General features: G+C 33.2%; 19 protein-coding genes. 15 read left to right on the forward strand and 4 right to left on the reverse strand.

Translation table 11 applies throughout. The annotated features are described in order from the left end of the window. Positions 1-4 precede the first annotated feature (4 nt). Together NSQ59_RS27265 and NSQ59_RS27270 are read right to left on the reverse strand one after the other, a co-directional pair. Entirely contained in the window at positions 5-712 is a 708-nt protein-coding gene (locus NSQ59_RS27265) for a hypothetical protein (RefSeq protein ID WP_340833266.1), read from the reverse strand. Positions 713-843: 131 nt separating this feature from the next. Further along, on the reverse strand, positions 844-1,248 hold the full coding sequence (locus NSQ59_RS27270; protein WP_340833268.1) for a hypothetical protein: 405 nt from the start codon (positions 1,246-1,248) through the stop codon (positions 844-846). Positions 1,249-1,399: 151 nt separating this feature from the next. Here NSQ59_RS27270 and NSQ59_RS27275 point away from each other — a divergent pair, with 151 nt between their 5' ends. From NSQ59_RS27275 to ltrA, 12 genes are all read left to right on the forward strand, one after another. Then, positions 1,400-2,020, forward strand: a complete 621-nt coding sequence (locus NSQ59_RS27275; protein WP_340833269.1) for an RcpC/CpaB family pilus assembly protein — start codon at positions 1,400-1,402, stop codon at positions 2,018-2,020. Beyond that, complete coding sequence (locus NSQ59_RS27280; protein ID WP_340833271.1) at positions 2,020-3,309, forward strand: AAA family ATPase; 1,290 nt, start codon at positions 2,020-2,022, stop codon at positions 3,307-3,309. The genes NSQ59_RS27275 and NSQ59_RS27280 overlap by 1 nt, the downstream gene beginning before the upstream one ends. Further along, positions 3,281-4,606: an ATPase, T2SS/T4P/T4SS family gene (locus NSQ59_RS27285; protein WP_340833273.1), complete on the forward strand. Its 1,326-nt coding sequence runs from the start codon at positions 3,281-3,283 to the stop codon at positions 4,604-4,606. The genes NSQ59_RS27280 and NSQ59_RS27285 overlap by 29 nt, the downstream gene beginning before the upstream one ends. Beyond that, entirely contained in the window at positions 4,606-5,475 is an 870-nt protein-coding gene (locus NSQ59_RS27290; RefSeq protein WP_340833276.1) for a hypothetical protein, read from the forward strand. The genes NSQ59_RS27285 and NSQ59_RS27290 overlap by 1 nt, the downstream gene beginning before the upstream one ends. A gap of 1 nt (position 5,476) precedes the next feature. Continuing rightward, entirely contained in the window at positions 5,477-6,376 is a 900-nt protein-coding gene (locus tag NSQ59_RS27295) for a hypothetical protein (protein WP_340833277.1), read from the forward strand. Positions 6,377-6,378: 2 nt separating this feature from the next. Further along, a complete protein-coding gene (locus tag NSQ59_RS27300) occupies positions 6,379-6,615 on the forward strand; it encodes a hypothetical protein (protein ID WP_340833278.1) in 237 nt (78 codons plus the stop codon). A gap of 40 nt (positions 6,616-6,655) precedes the next feature. Beyond that, on the forward strand, positions 6,656-7,030 hold the full coding sequence (locus tag NSQ59_RS27305) for a hypothetical protein (RefSeq protein WP_340833279.1): 375 nt from the start codon (positions 6,656-6,658) through the stop codon (positions 7,028-7,030). Further along, complete coding sequence (locus NSQ59_RS27310; protein WP_340833280.1) at positions 6,978-7,433, forward strand: hypothetical protein; 456 nt, start codon at positions 6,978-6,980, stop codon at positions 7,431-7,433. Before NSQ59_RS27305 ends, NSQ59_RS27310 begins: the two co-directional genes overlap by 53 nt. After that, positions 7,434-7,922 (forward strand): hypothetical protein, encoded by a 489-nt coding sequence (locus tag NSQ59_RS27315; protein WP_340833282.1) that lies wholly within the window; start codon positions 7,434-7,436, stop codon positions 7,920-7,922. Positions 7,923-7,938: 16 nt separating this feature from the next. Further along, positions 7,939-8,568 carry a hypothetical protein gene (locus tag NSQ59_RS27320; protein WP_340833284.1) on the forward strand — a complete coding sequence of 210 codons (630 nt, stop codon included), beginning with the start codon at positions 7,939-7,941 and terminating at the stop codon, positions 8,566-8,568. Next, on the forward strand, positions 8,565-9,641 hold the full coding sequence (locus NSQ59_RS27325; protein ID WP_340833285.1) for a peptidoglycan DD-metalloendopeptidase family protein: 1,077 nt from the start codon (positions 8,565-8,567) through the stop codon (positions 9,639-9,641). The genes NSQ59_RS27320 and NSQ59_RS27325 overlap by 4 nt, the downstream gene beginning before the upstream one ends. A gap of 801 nt (positions 9,642-10,442) precedes the next feature. After that, positions 10,443-11,702: a group II intron reverse transcriptase/maturase gene (ltrA, locus tag NSQ59_RS27330; protein WP_055737770.1), complete on the forward strand. Its 1,260-nt coding sequence runs from the start codon at positions 10,443-10,445 to the stop codon at positions 11,700-11,702. Positions 11,703-11,785: 83 nt separating this feature from the next. Here the strand turns inward: ltrA and NSQ59_RS27335 are convergent, their stop codons facing one another. Then, positions 11,786-12,190 carry a hypothetical protein gene (locus NSQ59_RS27335; RefSeq protein ID WP_340833287.1) on the reverse strand — a complete coding sequence of 135 codons (405 nt, stop codon included), beginning with the start codon at positions 12,188-12,190 and terminating at the stop codon, positions 11,786-11,788. A gap of 3 nt (positions 12,191-12,193) precedes the next feature. Further along, positions 12,194-13,333: a ParM/StbA family protein gene (locus NSQ59_RS27340; RefSeq protein ID WP_340833288.1), complete on the reverse strand. Its 1,140-nt coding sequence runs from the start codon at positions 13,331-13,333 to the stop codon at positions 12,194-12,196. A 702-nt stretch (positions 13,334-14,035) separates the two neighbouring features. Here NSQ59_RS27340 and NSQ59_RS27345 point away from each other — a divergent pair. From NSQ59_RS27345 to NSQ59_RS27355, 3 genes are all read left to right on the forward strand, one after another. Further along, positions 14,036-15,613, forward strand: coding sequence for a hypothetical protein (locus tag NSQ59_RS27345; protein ID WP_340833290.1), 1,578 nt, complete (start codon positions 14,036-14,038; stop codon positions 15,611-15,613). Between the two features lie 559 nt (positions 15,614-16,172). Further along, complete coding sequence (locus NSQ59_RS27350) at positions 16,173-19,004, forward strand: helicase HerA domain-containing protein (RefSeq protein ID WP_340833291.1); 2,832 nt, start codon at positions 16,173-16,175, stop codon at positions 19,002-19,004. Positions 19,005-19,028: 24 nt separating this feature from the next. Continuing rightward, on the forward strand, positions 19,029-20,366 hold the full coding sequence (locus NSQ59_RS27355; protein WP_340833293.1) for a hypothetical protein: 1,338 nt from the start codon (positions 19,029-19,031) through the stop codon (positions 20,364-20,366). Positions 20,367-20,369: the final 3 nt, after the last annotated feature.

Consider the following 20,369-nt stretch of genomic DNA (forward strand, 5'->3'; position numbering starts at 1 on the left):
AATATTAAGAAAAATCAACATACATATTTAAGGAATCCACCAGGATATTAATTTGTACATTTTTGATTTTCCTTTTTAATTTTATGCTCTTATCGTCATCAGGGATATTTTTACGGTATTTTTTATGGATATCTATCAAATAGTTAAATATTTGTTTTCCAGTTGTGGAACCATATAAAGCAAGTAAACTATTTTTTAATTGATTTTCATATGTTTTAGAATAATAGGTATCTGTTTTTACGTCATACCAAAAATAATCTAAGGTTAGACTAACCTTTACATTCTTAGCAAGTTCAGTTTTTTTTGTTTTATCTAAATAAAATTGATAACTGATAGGCTTAACTCCGTATTGAGCAGCCGTACTTGAAGTTGCTGAATTGAATGTAAGTGTCTGCGGCTTCGTTTTAGTACCATTCCTGTAATCAATATACAAATATTGTTTTTTATCTAATAAAGAACTTGCAATATTAAGTAGAGTAGAGTTCTTTATTAATTTTTGGGATGGTGTAATAAACTTTTTATTGTAAATTACTTGTAAAACTCCGTTTTTTACTCGGTATTTATCCGCAGATGAATATAAATAAAGGTTAGTATCATTAAAACGAGAACTATTTACTGTTGTTGCAGCTTCAACCTTATGATTTTGATCTATGACTGGAGTTATTGCTCCTAATAAAGAAACACTTAACACAACTGGAATGATCTTTTTCATTTTTTTATTCCTCCCTGATTATCAAATAAAATGATCTGTAAAATAGTAATTTTTTTGAAAATATTTAATAGATAGCTTCAAATTCAGGAATACGTCTTTGACCTGTTTTTCCGTCTTTGACCTGTTTATTTTTATAATTTTTTTCGATTAAATGTTCCCTTTTGTATCTCTCTTTCGATTACATATTTAGGTACACGAATAGCAGCACCGACCTTAATGTGGGTCACATTTTTACTCATAATTTTTCTCCAAACAGTTGTATAGTGCATTTGTATACCAGACTTTAGAATTATCTCATGAGCCTCTGGTAATGATACCACCCCTTCTTTCATTAATAGATCCACCTTAATATTTTCTTTCGGTGTATCTTTATTTGTTCGAGGAAAAGTATGAAGTTCAATAAAGTTTTCAACATCATATTTTCCAAAGACAGACATGAATTTTTTTGATTCCTCAGCTTCTTTTAAATACTTTCTAATGAATTCATAATCCACTTTTAGTATCCTCGCCAGGTCGGCAACTCGAACATAATCCATATAAATATAAATCTCCTTTATGAATCAAAAAATCTCACGCTCCTTCTATATTTTACAGTATTTTACTTGATGATACTATTTTAACAAAAAAATATTGCAATGACAACAGTATTTTGATACCATAATAGATATAAAGAAAGGAGGGGAATACTTGAAAAAGTATTTAATAATCGCATGTTTTGGTTTATTGTGTCTCATGACTATTTACCTACTTCTTCCAGGTGTTCACAATGGTAAAAAGTTTGAGGTATATGTAGCGAAACAAACTTTAGAACCAGGAGAAAAGTTGGACGAAAATGTGGTCAAAAAACAAGCAGTTACTAAAAAGGAAGGATGGATGATAGACGATTTTAAAAAAGTCGAAGGAAAGAATTTACAAAAAAAGGTATCAAAAGGGCGTTTTCTTGATATGAGTGATTTTAATAGTAGGCCAGTTGTTAATTATCAGATTAATGAAGGAGAATACTCTATTAAAACCAAAACGGAATATGTAAATGGTGGTGATGTATCGGAAGGAGATGTTGTAGACATTATATTCACCCCTAGACAAGTTAGTGGGAAAATAGGTAATCAACAAGGTCAAGTTATTGCTCAAGGAACCGTTATAAGTGTAAGAACTCAACAAGGTCAAAATATTAAAGATGATAAAAGAAACCCAACGCCTTATGCGATTACTCTAAAAGTAACTTCCGAAGATGCTCTGAAGTTAGCTTGGGGTCAAGAAAACGGAGCACTTTCTTTGTTTTTGCGTAGTCAAGGAGGAGTGAACTAATGTCTGAAAAAATCTATTTCGCTATTCCTGCTTTTAAGGATAAATTTGATGAACTTTCTTCGATTCTCGATGGTAATTTTTTAATTTACAAAAATGCACAAGACCAAGAAGAATTATTGAATTTATTAATCCAAGCAACGCCTGAATATGTAATAGTACAAAGGGACCTACCTGGAGAAAAGTCTTTTAAAGAGTTTTTCGAGTTAGTAAACACACAGTTTCCATTTTGTACTTATATTTATTGGAATGATAATAGCGAAGAAATTATAAAAATGGTCAATGGTGAAATGGAAATACCTCATTTCGAAATATATGAGTCTGAATCAGAAATCGAGAATAAAGAATACAGCGATAGTATGCAAGCTGTAATAGATGAAGAGAAGAAAGAAAAGGAACAAGAAGAACATAAGCAAAAAGTGTGGGAAAGAATAACGGATATTAAAGTTCCTACTTCAGAAAAAAATAGAAGTATAGCAATAGCCGGTTTTAATGGAGGAAATGGCAAAACTGAAATAGCAATCAATTTCTCCGCATGGCTAAATAAGTGTTCTTATAAAGTTGCTTTATTAGGGTTTAATCTACAAAATGATGATCTTGCCGAAAGATTAGGGATTGAACGGCAAAGTGGAAAAGGATTACTTGCAGCTCATGAGTTATTCTTAGTGGATGAATTGAGTATAAATGCTCTTCGTGATGTATTGTATACCTACCATGAAGGTTTTGATGTATTGGTGGGTCCGGAATATCCTGAAGACTCTGAGTATATGGATTCTAGTTTCTTCGAAGCATTAATTGATGTTTTAAAGGACGAATATGATTTTGTCATTATAGATACTGAAAGTAATGGTTATTCAATTGCGTGGCTACCAGTCCTGCAGAAGGTGGACAATATTTTGTTTCCTTGCTCAACGCATGTTTCGGATCTATACCATTTGCAAAGAGGAATTAAAAACTTAAAGGACCGATACAATATTCCAATTTCGAAGTGTGACATTATCCATAATAAAGCTGGTGAAGGTGGTCATATTGATGAAGATATCATTATGAAAAATACTAATTTAGAATGTATTGCTACCCTTCCCTATTCAAAAGAGATATTAAGAAGTGCTGAAAATGAAAAGCCAGCTGTTTATGACCTTAAAGCAAAGAAAGTAAAAAAAGCTATGGACCAATTACTTTTTAGATATGCACCGAGAAAGGATAAAAAGATTGATCAAGTTAAACCACTTACATTGCGGTTTAAGAAAGGTGTGAAACAAAGTGCGAAGCACCTTAAATCGATCGGCTAATTTAATTGAATACCAGGAAAAACAGACTCAAACAAGACGAATCAATAAATATCAGTCTTTTAGCAATATAGTAGATATAACTAATGAAATTTTAGTAGATCGCTATAACGAAAAAATAGAAAGAAAAAGAATGAAAGTTCTAGTGCCAAAGGTAAAGACCATTCTTGAAGATAAAAAATTATATATTCCTGGTGTTCCAATTGAGCAACTTTCTGAACATATAATTGAGGCCATAACTGGTTATGGCTTAATCCATCAGTTAATAGCAAATAAAGAAATTAATAATATAACGGTCCATGATTACCGTAAAACATTTATACAACAAAATTTAAAATGGCGCCCTGTTCACATCGATTTTGGAAGCCCTTCAAACCTAGAAAATTTTACTCGTAGGGTAATTAGTAGATTAGGCGGCAGATATAATTTAAGTTCCCCTATCGCAAGGGTAGAGGACGAGGATTTTAACTTAAGGATCCGAGCTACGGGCTTTGATATAAGCCCTGATTCACCTAAATTATTTATCAGGAGATTAGCGAAGGAACCGTTAAAACCTGAACAGGTCCGATATGCAATGTCTGAATCTGTAGAGAACTTTTTAAGGTTTTGTGTAAGGGCAAAATTTAATATAGGTGTTACTGGTACTTACGGATCAGGAAAAACATCTATATTACAACTATTAATTAGTTGGATTAATCCTCTACTACATGTAGCGTTAATTCAATCATCTAATGAAATACAAAAAGTGCATCCATATTTAACAAGGCTATTTACAAGGGAACTAGTAGGGGAAAAAGCTAATAAGATAACTGAAAGTGAATTACTGAATCTTGTTAAACAGATAACTCCACATGTATTAGTTTTAGGCGAGTTTCTTGATGAATCAGCCCATACTATGCTTCACGTGTTACAGCAAGGTATCCAAAGTTTATATACCTATCACGCTAACGACCCTGATGGTGCTATTAATGCTTACAATTATATGGTTCAAATGGCTGCAAGTAATCAATATTCTGAAGAGAAAATAATATCAGAATCAGCTAAGTACAATGACATCATGATTATTATGGATAGATTGAGAGTCAGGGAAATTGTTCAATTTACGGGTGAGATAATCAATGGAATGCCGAAATATGAGCCAATTTTTACGTTTGATGTAAGTGAAGAAACTCAATATGAATTAAAAGGTTCATGGAGAAAGATTCCTGGTGCTCAACTCTGTAATAAATTACAAGCGAAAGCCTCCCTATCGGGAACTCCAATCCCAAGTGAATTTTTGGATAGGGTGGTGGTTAGTTAGTGGATTTCGAGAGAATAAAGCAAGCTATCTTAATCATGGTTGCAACTGTATGGATATTTTATCTCTTGTTTACCTGGTTCAAAGTAAATACAGGGGAACAAAGGAAAAAGGATTATGAAAGTTCAAAACCCCTATTTTATGTCTATTATCAGACGAGTGGAATATCGATTCCTATGGGAGCCTATCTTATAGGCACCATATGGATTTCTTTATTAATTGGCTTGGGGTTTGCGAATTTAATGAATAATTTATTTGCTGGCTTATTATTATCAATGCTATTGATCTTTCAGTCAAAACAGTATGTACAATCAAGGAGCATTAAGAGAAGCCAAATTATTGACGAAAAGCTTCCAGAATATTTACATGCTTTTTACAATGTATACCAACATAAAAGTGAACCTCTATTTTCTTTAGAATATGCCAATAGATATGCACCTACGATATTTAAAAAAGAATTTGAGGACTTTCATACTCGTTTAGTTAATAATGCCGATCCAATTATGGAAATCGAAAAAATGATGTTTAAGTTTAAGAATCCAATAATTCAGGATTTTTTGTCGGCATTTGCAACTGAAATATATGAAGGATTTGGGTTTAATGAAAGGTTAGAAAGGTTAATTGAAAGAGCTGAAAATAGAAAGGATTTGGCGACCGAAAGAAGGATTAATACTTATTCTAACGTAATGACGATTCGTACAGGGATTATCTTCTTTTTTGTAGTAGCTGCAATCTTTTTCTTGGTCAAGCCTGCCTACTTAGGGGTATTTCAACATAATATTCTTGGCCAATTTGCAGTCAATCTAATGATCTTAACAACTGGTATGCTTTCGATGGTTTCAAGAAGTTTAATTTTACTATCTGAGGGGTGAAATGGAGGTGCTAAAGTACTTAGTTTTATTATTAATTTGTTTAACAGTATTGATAATATCGACTATTGTTGGAAAGCAAATATATGTTCAAGGGCTCCCAGGGATTAAACGGATCCGGAAGAATACGGCTATCAACGAAAATCGAGCATTTAGTATAAAAGATAAATGGTACAACTTTATTAAGAAAATGTTCCCCGAGTCAATGTATAAAAAGTTTGAAAATCTTTTGTACCAAACGGGCAGACATAAAGAATCCTGGACAGTAGAACAAGTAATAAACTATATGCTTTTAATACTTATTAGCATGTGTTTAATTACGGTGATTTTTATAAAAATCGCACAAAATAATCCTATAATGATTGTGATTTCAATAATTTTGACCATAATGTCCCCTTTTATGCTAATTATTTTGACTTTCATGAAGCGTAAAGAATACATTCAAAGGATTTTATATGAAACTCCTGAATTAATTGATGTTTTAGAGAAAGAAATGGTCAATGGTAGTGGTAATCCTTTTCATGCCCTAGAAAAGGCTGCAGAAGAAACTACTGGAGACTTAAAGATCATTTTAGTGGATGTAAATAAAGAGCTTGAAAAAGATAAAGGGAACTTAATAAAGGGCCTTCAATTGCTGAAGACTAGAATAAACCATAGTATATATGACCAAATTTCCATGGCTTTATCTAGTGGATATGATTCAGGTAAATATCAAAAAATGTTTACGCTTTTGCACAATAATACAAGAACTATTACGACAGAAATGATAAAAAAGCAAACAGCAGAAAAAAACGTGCTTTTGGCGTGTTTTTCATTAGGGTTATTAATTAACTTTATGATGCTTTTTTCTATACCTATTTTAATACAAATGCTAGGACAATTAACTATATTTGGAGGTAATTAAAGATGAAAAACTATTTAAAAGAAAAGGTTCAATTTATTAAAGAAGTAGCTAGGTTATCAAAATTAACTATGAAAAATGAAAAAGGTGCTGCAACAGTTTTGGAGTCTATTGGTATGATTCTTCTTGGATTAATAATATTAGGTGGTTTAGCTCTAGCTCTTAATCCACAAGCAAGGACAATCATAACCAACTTTATTACTTCCCTAACTGATACTTTTACAAATATAACTACATTATAAAAAGAAGGGATCCCCTTCTTTTTTTCTTAAGGTGATAAATATGGAACATGAAAATGAAATAACAGGAAGATTAGCAAGTTGTGAAATTAAAAATATAGGAAATCAACAAGTGGCTAATTTTGAATTACAAGCTGGCGGTGCTTGGAATAAAGTAAATGAGAAATATGAACTCCATTATTTTCCTTTAGAAGCTTGGTTAAAAGACCAGGTTGAGAAATTGCAGAATGCAAAAATAGGTGATGTACTTACCGTAAGGTATAGGGCTTATCCTAAAAGGATAGATACAGGGAAATATAAAATAAAAATCATAGTTTGGAAGACTGTTAAACTTTTCAATTGGACAAGTAAGGGGGGAGCTAATAATGAAAGCGAAAGTCACCAAATATCATTTGATGAAAAATTGTTTGAAAAATGAAACGGGACAAATTGATAGTGTAGTAACTTTTTTGTACTGTTTCGGGGTTATCGTTGTATTTTTTTGCTTTGTATTAGCAGGTGTAAAGTATATACATTATTCAACTGAATTAAACTATGTTGCTGACAATACGGTAAAAGATGCAATGCAAATGAATGGTGGATTAACACCAGAGTTAGAAACCTTTGTACAAGATGAATTAAGAAGAAAAGGCTTTGACCTAAATAAAGTAAGAATCACAGGGACTCAAAAAGGAGAAGTTAACTTCGGTGAACAGATGGAGGCAACATTAAGATATGAATACAGTCTCCCCTACCCTACCACATTATTAGGTAATCCAAATAGCATAAATACACCAATTATTGCACCTGTATATCCAATTTCCTTAGAGGTGGTGCGATAAATGATATCCATTATTAAAAATGAACGTGGTGGAGTATCCCTAACCTTAATGTTTTGGTTTATGGGGATATTTCCTTTTATTGTTCTATTTGCAGCGATCTTGTTAGACAAAGGAGCAATTTATTACCTAGATAAGAAGTATTCTGAAGCAGTAGATGATACAAATCATGATTTATATAGATTAATAGATATACAAAATACCGCATTTAACGTAGATATGGAAATTACGGATGATGTTAATGCGAAACAACAGTTTAATGAAATAATACAAAGAAGACTTTCACCAGATAATAATAAATTTATTACTGGTCCGGCAAAAGTTGATCAAATCCACATAGTTAAAATGGAGGACCTCCCTTTCAATGATGGACACGGAGATCAAATGACCCATCCTGGGATAGTATCAGAAATTACCGTACCTATTAAGACCCCTATCTTTGGAATAAAAATAAACGATAAAATTCTTGTTACGACTGAAATTTTTAGATGATTGAAGGTGTCATTTTATGAATAGACGACAAAAAAGAAAAGTTCTTTTAATCCTATTATTCTTTTTTATTGTCATTGGTTATAATGTATTTCATTTTTACTCACAACGGAATGAACTTAGCACTAAAAAAGTAGTCCATAAATTAGACAAGAGCAAAGCCCCTACTATAAACGTCAAGCACAATGATTCATCACAACCACAAACTAAAGATAAAAATGTTAGTCCGGCCAAAAAAGAACAAAATAGTGATAATGAATTTAGTTCAAAAGAAGTGGCTGCAGCTTTTCTAAAAAACTATTTAGCTTATAATAGCAAGGACCCTTATCAGTATATCCGTAATAGCCAAAAATATATGACCAAATCATTTTATGACGATGAAAGAGAGAATATAAGAAGGCAAACATTAGACAGTATTTTTACAAAATATATATCAGGTAGTTTGTATATTGATCCACAGGAAGACGATAGCGAATATAACAATCAAGGTGGTATTACTAATAAAAAGTGGCAATATGAAGTAATATTACAAAACAAAGATATTAAAGGGAAAACTTCAGAAATAAAACAATGTGGCTCCTTAGAGTTAAAAAAAGAAGAAGAAACTTGGAAGGTAGACTCTTATTTTGATGACGGTGGTTGCGTATGAAAGAAGTTATCGATATAGGAGTAAACCTACTTACTTGGAAATATAAAAAGCTTATAACATTATCAATACTTATCTTCATTCTTTGTATAGGAGCCATGTTCGGAATTTTGTTTCTTATGGCCGGAACTTTAAACTCTAATGTGAAAATTGGTTACGGTGATGCAACAATATCTGAAATTGGTGAGGCGCAAATCCCCTCACAGTATATTCCCATTTATAAAGCCGCAGCTGAAAAATATGATGTTCCTTGGAATATATTAGCTGCAGAGCACAGAGTAGAAACAAGATTTTCAACTATGGACCCTATGATCTCTCCAGTTGGGGCAGTTGGACATTTACAGTTTATGCCTTGTACATGGATTGGTTGGTCATATCCTGGATGTTCTGGTCTTGGACAAGGAAACATTCCAAACAGCGACTTAATTAATCCGGCCATTATAAAAAAATATGGAGGGTATGGTGTAGATGCTAACAACGATGGTAAAGCAGATCCGTTTGACTTAGAAGATGCTATTTTTTCTTCAGCTAAATACCTATCAAAGAATGGTGCATCTTCAGGTAATATAGAAAAAGCGATTTATGCGTATAATCATAGTCAAAGTTATGTAAATGAAGTGCTTCATTTTGCAGAGCTATATGTCAGCGCTGGCGTTGTTATCGGAGGAGAAAAATTTATTTGGCCTGTAAAATACACGACAAATATTACCTCCCCTTTTGGATCTAGAGAGGATCCATTTGGAAACGAATCAGAATTTCACAAAGGGATGGATATATCAGCGCCAGGAATAGCAGGAAAAACTGTTTACGCTATAGCTGATGGAAAGGTTACATATGCCGGACCGATGAATGGTTACGGTAATGTGATAATAATAAATCATGGGAATGGAATAGAATCAAGATATGGCCATTTGTCTAAAATCAAAACGGAAACGGGAAAAAAAGTGGATCAAGGGCAAAAAATAGGAAATGTAGGTAATACTGGTCAATCTACGGGCTATCATTTACATTTAGAAATTCGTATTAATGATAAACCAGTTGATCCTATGAATTACTATAGAGACATTAATAATTAAATAAAAAAATCCCTCTATGAATATAGAGGGCAAAACAGGTCAAAGACGGATTCTGAATCAGAAATCGAGAATAAAATTCAAGTCCGTCTAGTTAAAAATAACATAGGTATACCTAGGTAGTAAAATAAAATATTAGTTGAAAAATTTACAAAAAAATTTATATCCTATTGTTCATTTAAAATATATACAAAGTAGTTAAAAAAGAGCATGTTAATTATTTTTAACATGCTCTTTCTAATTGTGCGCCCGGCATGGGTGTAGTCTCTAGGGTGAAAGTCCCGAACTGTGAAGGCAGAAGTAGCAGTTAGCTTAACGCAAGGGTGTCCGTGGTGACGCGGAATCTGAAGGAAGCGAGCGGCAAACTTCCGGTCTGAGGAACACGAACTTCATACAAGGCTAGGTATCATTGGATGAGTTTGCAATACAAAACAAAGTCCTTTCTGCCGAAGGTGATACAAAGTAAATGAAGCAGATAGATGGAAGGAAAGATTGCACTCTTACCCGGGGAGGTCTGGTTGATACGCCAAGTACACTTGGTAACCTATCTAGTAATGGATAGCTGAACAATCAGAAGTCAGCCGAAGTCGTAGTACTTGGTTTGCTCGAGAGAATCAAGGAAGGACTGAACCATTTTAGGAGAACAAACACTCGGCAAACGGTTCTTTATGTATGAAAGCAGAAAATTCTTACGGAACCTACCTGAAAGGAAGAAATGGTGAATTCCATGGGGGACTTCGGGAGGGCTTAGTAAAGAACCCACTTAATGAGAATGTATTGTTCACGTAGAAAGGATAAATCTCAATGTTAATGGAACGAATGCTGTCACGGGAAAATCTTTTATTGGCATTAAAGCGAGTAGAAAAGAACAAAGGAAGTCATGGAGTAGACAATATGTCCGTAAAAGACCTACGAAGACATATTCTCGAAACGTGGGATACACTTAAAACATCCTTAATGGAGGGTACTTATCAACCTTCTCCTGTCCGTCGGGTTGAAATCCCAAAACCGAACGGTGGAGTAAGGTTATTAGGTATCCCAACCGTGACAGACCGTTTCATCCAACAGGCGATTACTCAGATTTTAACCCCTATCTTCGACCCGACTTTTTCAACACAGAGCTATGGTTTTCGACCAAACAAACGAGGTCATGACGGTGTTAGACAAGCGAAGAAATATATCGAAGAGGGATACCGATGGGTAGTCGACATGGACTTGGAGAAATTCTTTGATAAAGTCAATCATGATAGATTAATGCGGACTCTATCCAAAAGGATTCAAGACAGAACGCTCCTATCACTAATTCGGAAGTATCTACAGTCTGGCATTATGATTAATGGAGTCATAACGAAATCCGAGGAGGGTACGCCCCAAGGTGGACCATTAAGTCCTTTACTCTCCAATATCGTTCTAGATGAACTAGACAAAGAGTTAGAAAAGAGAGGGCACAAGTTTGTCCGATACGCAGATGATTGTAATATCTACGTAAAATCGAGAAGAGCCGGAGAGCGAGTAATGGACTCGATTACTACTTTCATTGAATTTACTCTAAAACTAAAGGTGAATCGAGAAAAGTCAGCTGTAGACAGACCTTGGAAAAGAAAGTTTTTAGGTTTTAGCTTCACATTTCATAAGAAACCGAAGGTGCGGATGTCAAACCAAAGTATTCAACGTGTCAAGAAACGGATACGAGAATTAACTTCAAGGTCAAAACCAATTCCAATGGATTATAGAATAGAGAAGCTGAATCAATATTTGATTGGCTGGTGCGGATATTATGCATTAGCAGATACACCCACTATTTTCAAAGAATTAGACGAATGGATTAGAAGGCGTCTCAGAATGTGCCAATGGAAAGAATGGAAGAAACCAAAAACCAAAGTAAGAAAACTCATTGGATTAGGGATTCCAAAAGAGAAGGCATACGAATGGGGAAACTCTAGAAAGAAATATTGGAGAATAGCCAGAAGCCCAATCCTACAGAAAACCCTCACAAACTCCTATTGGGAGATGCGAGGGCTGAAGAGTCTTTATGTGAGATATTCTCAACTACGTCAGACATAAATGGAACCGCCGTATACGGAACCGTACGTACGGTGGTGTGAGAGGTCGGGGGTTAGTCACCTCCTCCTACTCGATTAGAAAATCTATTGTGTATAGTCCTTTAAGATATCATCAAAGTCTTCTATATCTTCTTTTTTAGTATTAACATTGGTGCTATCTTTTGAAGTAGGACTCCCCTTCTCTATGTGGAGATTTCCGGAGCGCAATATTTCTGCAATTTCATTTATAGGGCCATGCTTTAATATAGAAAGAATTTCATCCAGCTTTTTTTCTCTCTGAATGTCTCCTCCTTTATTTCTACCCTCAATGTGTTCATAAATTAAAGTAAGAATCATATTTGTAAAAGCTGCAGCCTTTAATTGATCGTTAATGTAACGCAACATTTCTGGTGAAACTTCTATTGTTTCCCCTGTTTGTATATGAACAAATTCCGGTTTAATAGTTAAAGAAGTTGTGTCTCCTATTTTTTTCGGCTTAAATTTGACCATAAATTATTCTTCCTTTGATGCAGCGACCTCTTTACTACCTTCAATTTTTTTCTTTGCCATTTGAGCTAATATCCAAAGTCCAATTAAGTTTAACTCATTAATGTCTTCAGCAAATGTAAATTTCAATGGTTTATCTCTCTTATTATTTTCTTCTTCAATATATTCTTTGGCTACTTTAATTGGTCCACCAATTGGATATATTCTTCGTGTATTTTGAAGTTTTGGGTAACGTTTTAAGTCGTTGGAAATTTCATCAATATATTTATTGGCCATCTTTTTAAAGTGTTTAGATATGATTTCAGATATATTTTCATCTTGTTGGTCAACTAATATACTCCAATTAGATTTCCCTTGAATTAATAATTGCTCTAAACTATATCTTGAAGGAAACAAATATCCGGTTTCATCTTCTACTTCAGAAATAATATCATCTAAATAAGAATTGATTCCAAATACCTTTCCTTTAATGCCATCGATAATTTTTCCATTCTCAAATCCAGCTGGATCCAATGAACCTCCACCAAGATCCTCGATAAGAATTGTTTCTTTGAATAAACTTTCATCTTTAACTTGTAATGTATCTTGATCTCTTGAAAGTGCTAAAAATGCAGTCATAGACTCTACAGCAACAAGGCAATCTTTAATATGAATATTAACTGTTACGTCTCCCCTACCTGGAACATCACATAAAGTAACAGTGTGGTGTCCAATTAATTTTTCTTTTAACACTTCTCTATCAGCCAGCACTTGTTTTGTTGGTAATGCTGTAGTTAAGATTTCTATTTCTAAATCCATTTTATTTTTGTCAGTATTATTTTGAACAGCATCTAAAGCTAATGGCGTTAGCGCCATGTAGATAGATCTATCTTGTGAAGCTTTTTTATTATTTTTTTCTGTCTCTGAATTATTTTCTTTATCAGTGGCGCTTATACCAATATAGTGTTTTTCGCCTTTGTTTTTAATAGATTTTGAATCTATCTTTACGATAAGTGACTCTTTTATGTCTTTTTCTGATGAATCATAGTATGTAACTTTATCTTCGGTGCAAAGGGCTAATGTATTTGGCATATCCCCTTTTCTACCATTAATTTTGAATTGAACGACTGAATTTCCTAAATCAATGCTTGCAATGTTAAAGCTCATTGTATTTCCTCCTTAGAAATGATTGTTTAATATATTTACAAGTAGAATTATAGCATATTACATTGTTAATTTGCAATGTTATTTTTAATTGTGTAAACATTGATAAATCAATGTTTTTTGTGTGTTAAAGAAAATTTACAATGTAATTGTTCAATGCAATTGTTGTTATTCTCATATTTTACATTGTAAAAGTACATTGTAAGAGAAAGCATTAAAAAAAATGCAATGAAAACAGGATTAATATCTTTATTTATTTTTATAAATGAAGTAGAATAGAAAAAGAAAAAAAGAGATGAATTTTTCCATCTCTTGTTGCTCGTAAAATGTCAGCTATTCCAATTTTTTGTTGAAAAAGATATAATCGAAATTAATAGAATTATAAATTAAATGATATACATAAAAAAGACACTTTCTATCAAAATAATAAAATAAAAAAGACAAAAAAATAGAGCAGACGCTCCAACGCCTGCCACACACCAAAAAAACTTTGTGAAATTATGATGCGCTCCAACGCATCGAAAGTAAACGCTCCAACGTTTACTATAAAAACAAATTTCGTATCTTTATTTTACCCTAAATCAAAAATTTAAACAATATTTTTGATGAAAAAACCTCTAATTTTTATTTGTTGTGTGTGCTAATAAACCAAGGCGTTAGGAGTGCTCCTACGTCTTTTTTTATACCTTAAAGGAGCTGCACACAATGAACTCATTGCAACAATCCTCTGCAATAGTAAAACAACAATCCTATACAGAATTACTTTCTACCTTAAAAAACGATAAAGTCGTAGGGATCCAGAACGGAAAGAAGTTGTATTTATCTGAGATCCTGCATCTCGTATTTGATGAACGGATTGGTATCACCCCTAAAAGATATTCAAGCTATGAAAAAGGTCCAGTTAGGCCAGGATGGATTCATTTAGGAAAAGATAAAAATGACCTTAGAAACCAAACTGGTACCACTTGGGTACGGACCATTAGCACTATACTTCAATATGTCCAAAATGGTTATGAATACATGACCTATGGAACGTTTAATTTAAGCAAGAATAGAAACTACTGGGAGAAGAGAAGAAGTGCTTTAAACAGCGTTCATGCGTTTGTCATCGATATTGATGATTCAAACGTTAATTTAAATGACATTGTATTATTTTGCGATGAAATTGGAATGGAACCTACATTTATTAACGCTACTCCACGTGGATACCATGTTTGGTTTTCTTTTATTCCTGAATTTGTTGCTGTAGGACCTCACCAAACAAAAGATGGAAAAGAAACCAATGTAGGTAAATTTTATAATGACCTAAATAAATGGTTGGTATCGATTTTTAAAGAACGTTTTAATTCAAATGAGGGATCTAAAGAAAAGGGAACAGACCATGTTTTTGGCGGAGAAAGATACATTAGAATCCCTCAAAATATTGTCCACTGTACAAAGACAAGATACAGATTAAATGATTTTGTAGCGTTAAGAAAAGAATACTATTTAAAACATAAAAAACCGCAAAATACGAACAATAGAGCAAATTTACGTTTGAGTTATGCTCGTTCTAGCAGCCTTAAATCTTTGTTAAAAAATGATCCTGCGTTAAATGCATTAATGGTAAATTCACCAGCTGTTGGCCAAAGAAGAGATTGGGTCTTTACGATTGGATTGATGTTTTTTGACCGTGGTTTTTCAATGGAAGAATGTATAACAGAACTTGCAAAATGGTATAGTACAGTTTTGAAAGATAAAAACGATTTCCAATTTGAAGAAGTTGAAAGAGAAGTTAGATCTGCTTACGCAGGGAAGTTTCATCTTGCTCCGAAGAAAGTATTTGAGTTCACTGGTATGTATCCGAAATTCTATTCTAGAAAACTATCGGAAGCAGAAAGAAAGAACAGTACTCTAGAAAAATCTTGCAATGAGTTTTTAATTATTTTACATAACTTTGGCGGTATCTGGGAGACTACAACTCGAAATGCAATGATGGAATTAGGGGAAAAATCAAAGAATAATTTCGATAGAATAGTAGAAAATTTAATTCGGAAGGGAAGAATAACTAAAGAGGTTGTCGGAAAAGGTAGATTTGCAAAGACCATTTTTCGCTTAAAAACAAAGCCTCAAGATCCAAATAAAAAATCTAATAAGGTCATCATTTTTCCTTGCAGCAGTCAAAAATTGGGTTCAAATTTTAATGCCCCAAAACCCTATACGCTTTTTAAAAGTTTATTAGGAGGGCGGGAGGGAACTATTACTAATCCTGATTCTGTAAAAATTAGAGGTAAACCAGTATAAAATTACCAAGAAATTTATTGCAATACAAACAGTATTTGTGTATCATTTTAGAATAAATACTTTTGTTTTATTTTGTTTATTTATCTGTTTTAAATGTGTTTTTTACTAGTTTTAATTATGTTTTCTTGGAAACGCACCCCGCCCACCTTCCATGTAGTTTGTGAGTGGGGGTGAAGCCTTCCGCAAAGCCTTTCTGGGGGCGAGTCAGCCTATAGGGGTCACGGCTCTCCATTGCATTACGACCCGTGACCCCTATAGGCTGACTTAAGAAAGAAAGGCAAAGAACGCTCCAGGCTTTCTATGAAGTTAGGTTGGGTTTAGGGGAAGGTGGGCGGGGTGCGAGAGGTTGAGTATGAGGTATGAGGTTGAGGTAAGTGGTTAAGTAGAGTAAGAGAGAGAGTAAGAGAGAGTAAGAGTAAGAGTGAGAGAAGAATAGATAGAGTATATATATATTATTAATATTGGGTAAGGGGAGTAAGTGAGTAGTATAAGAGTTAGTAGTAGTTAAGAAGAGTAAATAAGAAATTAGATTGAAATGTTTGTAAGGGGGGTGGAGTTTATGAGATATCATATATTTCCGTTGTTGAAAACTGGAGTAAGATATCGAATGTTAGTTCATAGGGATCATCAATTAAGTTATTTTAAAGACGAGACTTTAGTTGGTGAAATCATCGAAGTTTTGAAACGTCCTTGGTATCGTAGAATAGTAAAATGGCCATGGTTTAGTTGGGAAATTGAAAGTAATTTTAATGATATTGCTTATTATTTTTGGGCTACAGATAAAAATATAGGTGAAGAAATAAGACGAAAAATTATAAGTGAATATCCTGAAATGGAAATTTACCCTGTAGAGGATGAAATGGTACAGGGGATAGATTCTTTTATAACAGCTAGAACAATGAAATTGGACCGTGACTATCCTGTTAAGATAAAAACCTTTATGAACGATATAGTGGACAGTCAAACAGGATTAATAAATAGTATTTCGGATTTAAGATTAAATGAAAAAGCATGTATTCAAATATTGCTGCAGCCAGCGACGAGATATCAGAACAATTTTGATAAAGCTTTGAGGATTATTAAGAAATGGGATGTTGAAAAACATCGAGAAAAAGTTGAGTTATTTGAATCTAGTGTCTACTCCAAACAGACAAAGCTATTAGGACATTGTGTAATTAGAGTAGTTGCTCATGCTGAAAATAAGGAAAGGGCTACTCAAATTGTAAATGAAATGGGGAGAAGTTTTGGACAGTTTACATCTGAAGCTTTGAATCGTTTTAGGGTTACTGAAAAGTGGATGCAAATTAAGCCCTTACTTTTGGCCGATTGGAAAAAACGAAGATTCCCTATTTTTGAATTTAATCGAAAAAGAGTAATTCTAAATATTGAAGAATTAAGTGGGTTAATGCGATTACCTTCTAGTGCTGTTCATGATTCAAAACTCAAAAGATTATATATGAAAAATTTAGAGCCACCGAGAGAGGTTATTGCTACTCATAACAATGTAATCCAAAAAGGGCCAGGAAGGCATTTAAAAATAGGGACAAATATTTATAAGTTAAGAGAAACAAATATATATTTGAACTTGGACCATTTATCAACACACGTATTAGTTCAAGGGGGTTCTGGTTCAGGGAAAACGGTGTTTTTACAAAATTTAATGCTTGATATAGCACGGGTGAAATTAGAAGAGATAAAGGCGTTTGGTAAGAGTCAAATTGGATTCTTTTTAATAGATCCTCATGGTGAGTTGTCAGGAAAATTGGTTACTAGTTTACCTGGCGAATTAATGGACCATATTGCTTATATTCGCCCAAGTCCTAATGATAAACGTGTATTTCCTTTTAATGTGTTTGATATTGATTTTGATTCTACTCCTGATTCAATTAGTAAAAATATATCTGATGTTTTGAAAAGGATATGGCCGGAGGGCTGGGGGGTAAGACCTGATAGAAATATGTTACATGCGGGAATATCACTTCAGTATTGCGGCGAGGCTTCTATTATTAATGTTAACCGTCTATTTAGGGATTTTTCATATTGTAAAACAATAGCGGAACAAATTAAGGATGTTCCAGAATATCAAGAAATATATGATACGTTGTCGGAACTTTCTGAAATGATGGACCCTGATGCAAATAATAAGGCACAAAATAGAAGGCAACACAGAGAACTAACAGATAGTACAAGAAATAAATTGGAACAATTTAGCTTATCTACGTTATTAAGTAAATCTACTGGTGCTGCTACTTGTGGTATTAGGTGGAGAGAATGGATGGATGAAGGTAAGATAACAATTTTGGATTTATCTGGAATAAAAAATAGTGATGAAAAGAAGATGTACGGTTCAATGGCATTAACAATGAATTTTCAAGCTGCTTTAACAAGGGCAGATTTAATTAAAAATGGAGAGAATTTATCAATATATCCTTTAATTGTGGATGAATTACCTTCATTTATTAATACAAATGCTCAAGTTGTAGAAGATATGGCGGATAAAACTCGTTATGTGAAAGTGCCTTTAATTGCAGGTGCACAAGGGCTAGTATCACAACTCCCTGAAGATGCAGCAAATGCTATTTTAAGGAACTTTAATACGATTATTTCATATAGGGTTAAAAATAACAAAGATGCTTTGGCGTTAGCGGCTAATTATAATCATGAGCGATTAAATCCAGAGGATATTATGAGGACTGAAGAAAACCATGCATATATGAGTATTGTAACTGGTAGGTCCTCTTCTAAAGCTTTTTCAGCTCTAATGGATCCACCGAGAGCAAATGAAATCAGTGACTCCTTGCTAGAAGAAATCATTCAAAAAACATGGGAAGAAGCAATGATAAGGGAAGAAAAAGTAAAAATCGAGAAGGATAAGAATGAACAGAGTATACGAATTGAACTGCCTATGTTTGATGAAAAAATATTTGTTGAATCAGAGGAAAATTTAAAGACTGAAAAGGTTATAGAAAATAATGAACAGGAAAATCAAGTTGATAGGGAAGATAAAAGTCCAGATATAGAAATGAATAAGAATGAGGAAGATTGTAAAAGCGATTTAACTGTAACTGATGAACAATATTCTGTAGCAATTGAATCCAAGCTTGATGAAGAAGTGTATGAAAATGAATCACAAGTTACTTCAGAGTCTAAAAACGAGGAACAAATATTAGGTGATGCTGAAGCGAACTTAGTGAACGATGAAGTCATAGAAAATAATGAACAGGAAAACCATTTAAGCAGGGAAGAAAATAATTCAGATTTAGAAGTGAATAAGGAGAAGGAAGATTGTGATAGTGATACAAATGATGATGATTTGATTATTACGTTTAATATACCTGATGATAACAAACAATCATCGAAGCATTCTTCCAATCCATTTGATCTTTTATAAATTAAATGGATAGGTGTTGAATTTATGGCAGTAGCGATTGGAGAAAGAGAAGAAAACATTTTTCTAGATATATATGATTTTGGTTATTTGGATTTTGAGTTTTTGTGGAGAAAGTATTGGGATGAAATTGATAATGAAAAAATTGCTCGATCTACAGTCAATAGAAAAATGAGGAAATTAACTGAAGAAGGTTACATATATCCAATTCCGTATAAATCTATTAAGAATGGGTCCGTTGTAGGAAGAATCGGTTATGTGTATACATTGGCCGGAAAAGGTGTTGGATATGTAAAAAGGTTGTATGGCGATAAAGAGGTGACTTGGGATCCAAATAAAAAATATCGAAAAGGTGAATACATTGAACATCATTTACAATTAGCACATTTTAGTATTCAAGCAATGAGGAGTATTCCTAGACAATATGAAATGCAATATAGAGGAGAAAAAGATGCTGCGTTTCGTATAGAAAATGGTACTTCTTTTAAAAACATTATTTTACCAGATGCGCTATGGTTCATAAGAAATAAAGCTACTTCTGAATTTACACCTATATTTGTTGAGTATGAAAGGACTGTAAGACGATCTGAAAAGAAAATGCACGAAAAAGTAAATGGTCAAAATAGTTATTTTAAAAACGGATTTTATAAAGAACATGATGTTTTAAAGAGTTTCCCAGCAGAAGTACCACCTGTATTAATTTATATATCTAATGATAATAGAACGAATTTTTCTTATCAAAGATTGATAGGTAAAAATTATAGAACATGGTATGAAAAAGGAAATTATTGCAGCGAATTATTATTTACTACAATTGAGCAATATCTAACAGATCCTTTTGGTGATATATTTGTAAATTTAAATAATCAAAGAAAAAGCTTGAAACAGATTACTAATTTAGCTTCCTGGTCACATACGTTAAGTGCCGGAAATGTTAAATGGCTCCCTTCGTATATGACAGCAAGTAAATTATTTGGTGAAAATTATCTATTTACAGATGGAATTTTGTTGAAGCAAATAGACTCAATGTTTTCTGAAGCAAAATTAGTCTTTTATGTTAAAAACAAGAACTTAGAGTATTTAAATGAATTAGCAGCCAATATTAAAAAATATGGATTAAGAAAACATTCTTTGTTATCAGCATCTTTTTCCGAAAGTTCACCTACGCTAAACCCTAGTTTAGTATTTTTGATGGAAGAAGATGATGAAATAGAATCTCTATCCTTGTTTTTACGCTCATTAGATTTTGGAGGTGATGTTGGTCGAATATTAGTAGGAGCAGTTAATGAGATTATTGGACAACCAGGTAAGCCAAATTATTATGATGTGAAAAACCATGAAAAAGCTTATTTATGGAAGGAGTGAGAA

Source organism: Margalitia sp. FSL K6-0131 (assembly GCF_038008735.1).
GTDB classification, from domain to species: Bacteria; Bacillota; Bacilli; order Bacillales; family Bacillaceae_C; genus Margalitia; species Margalitia shackletonii.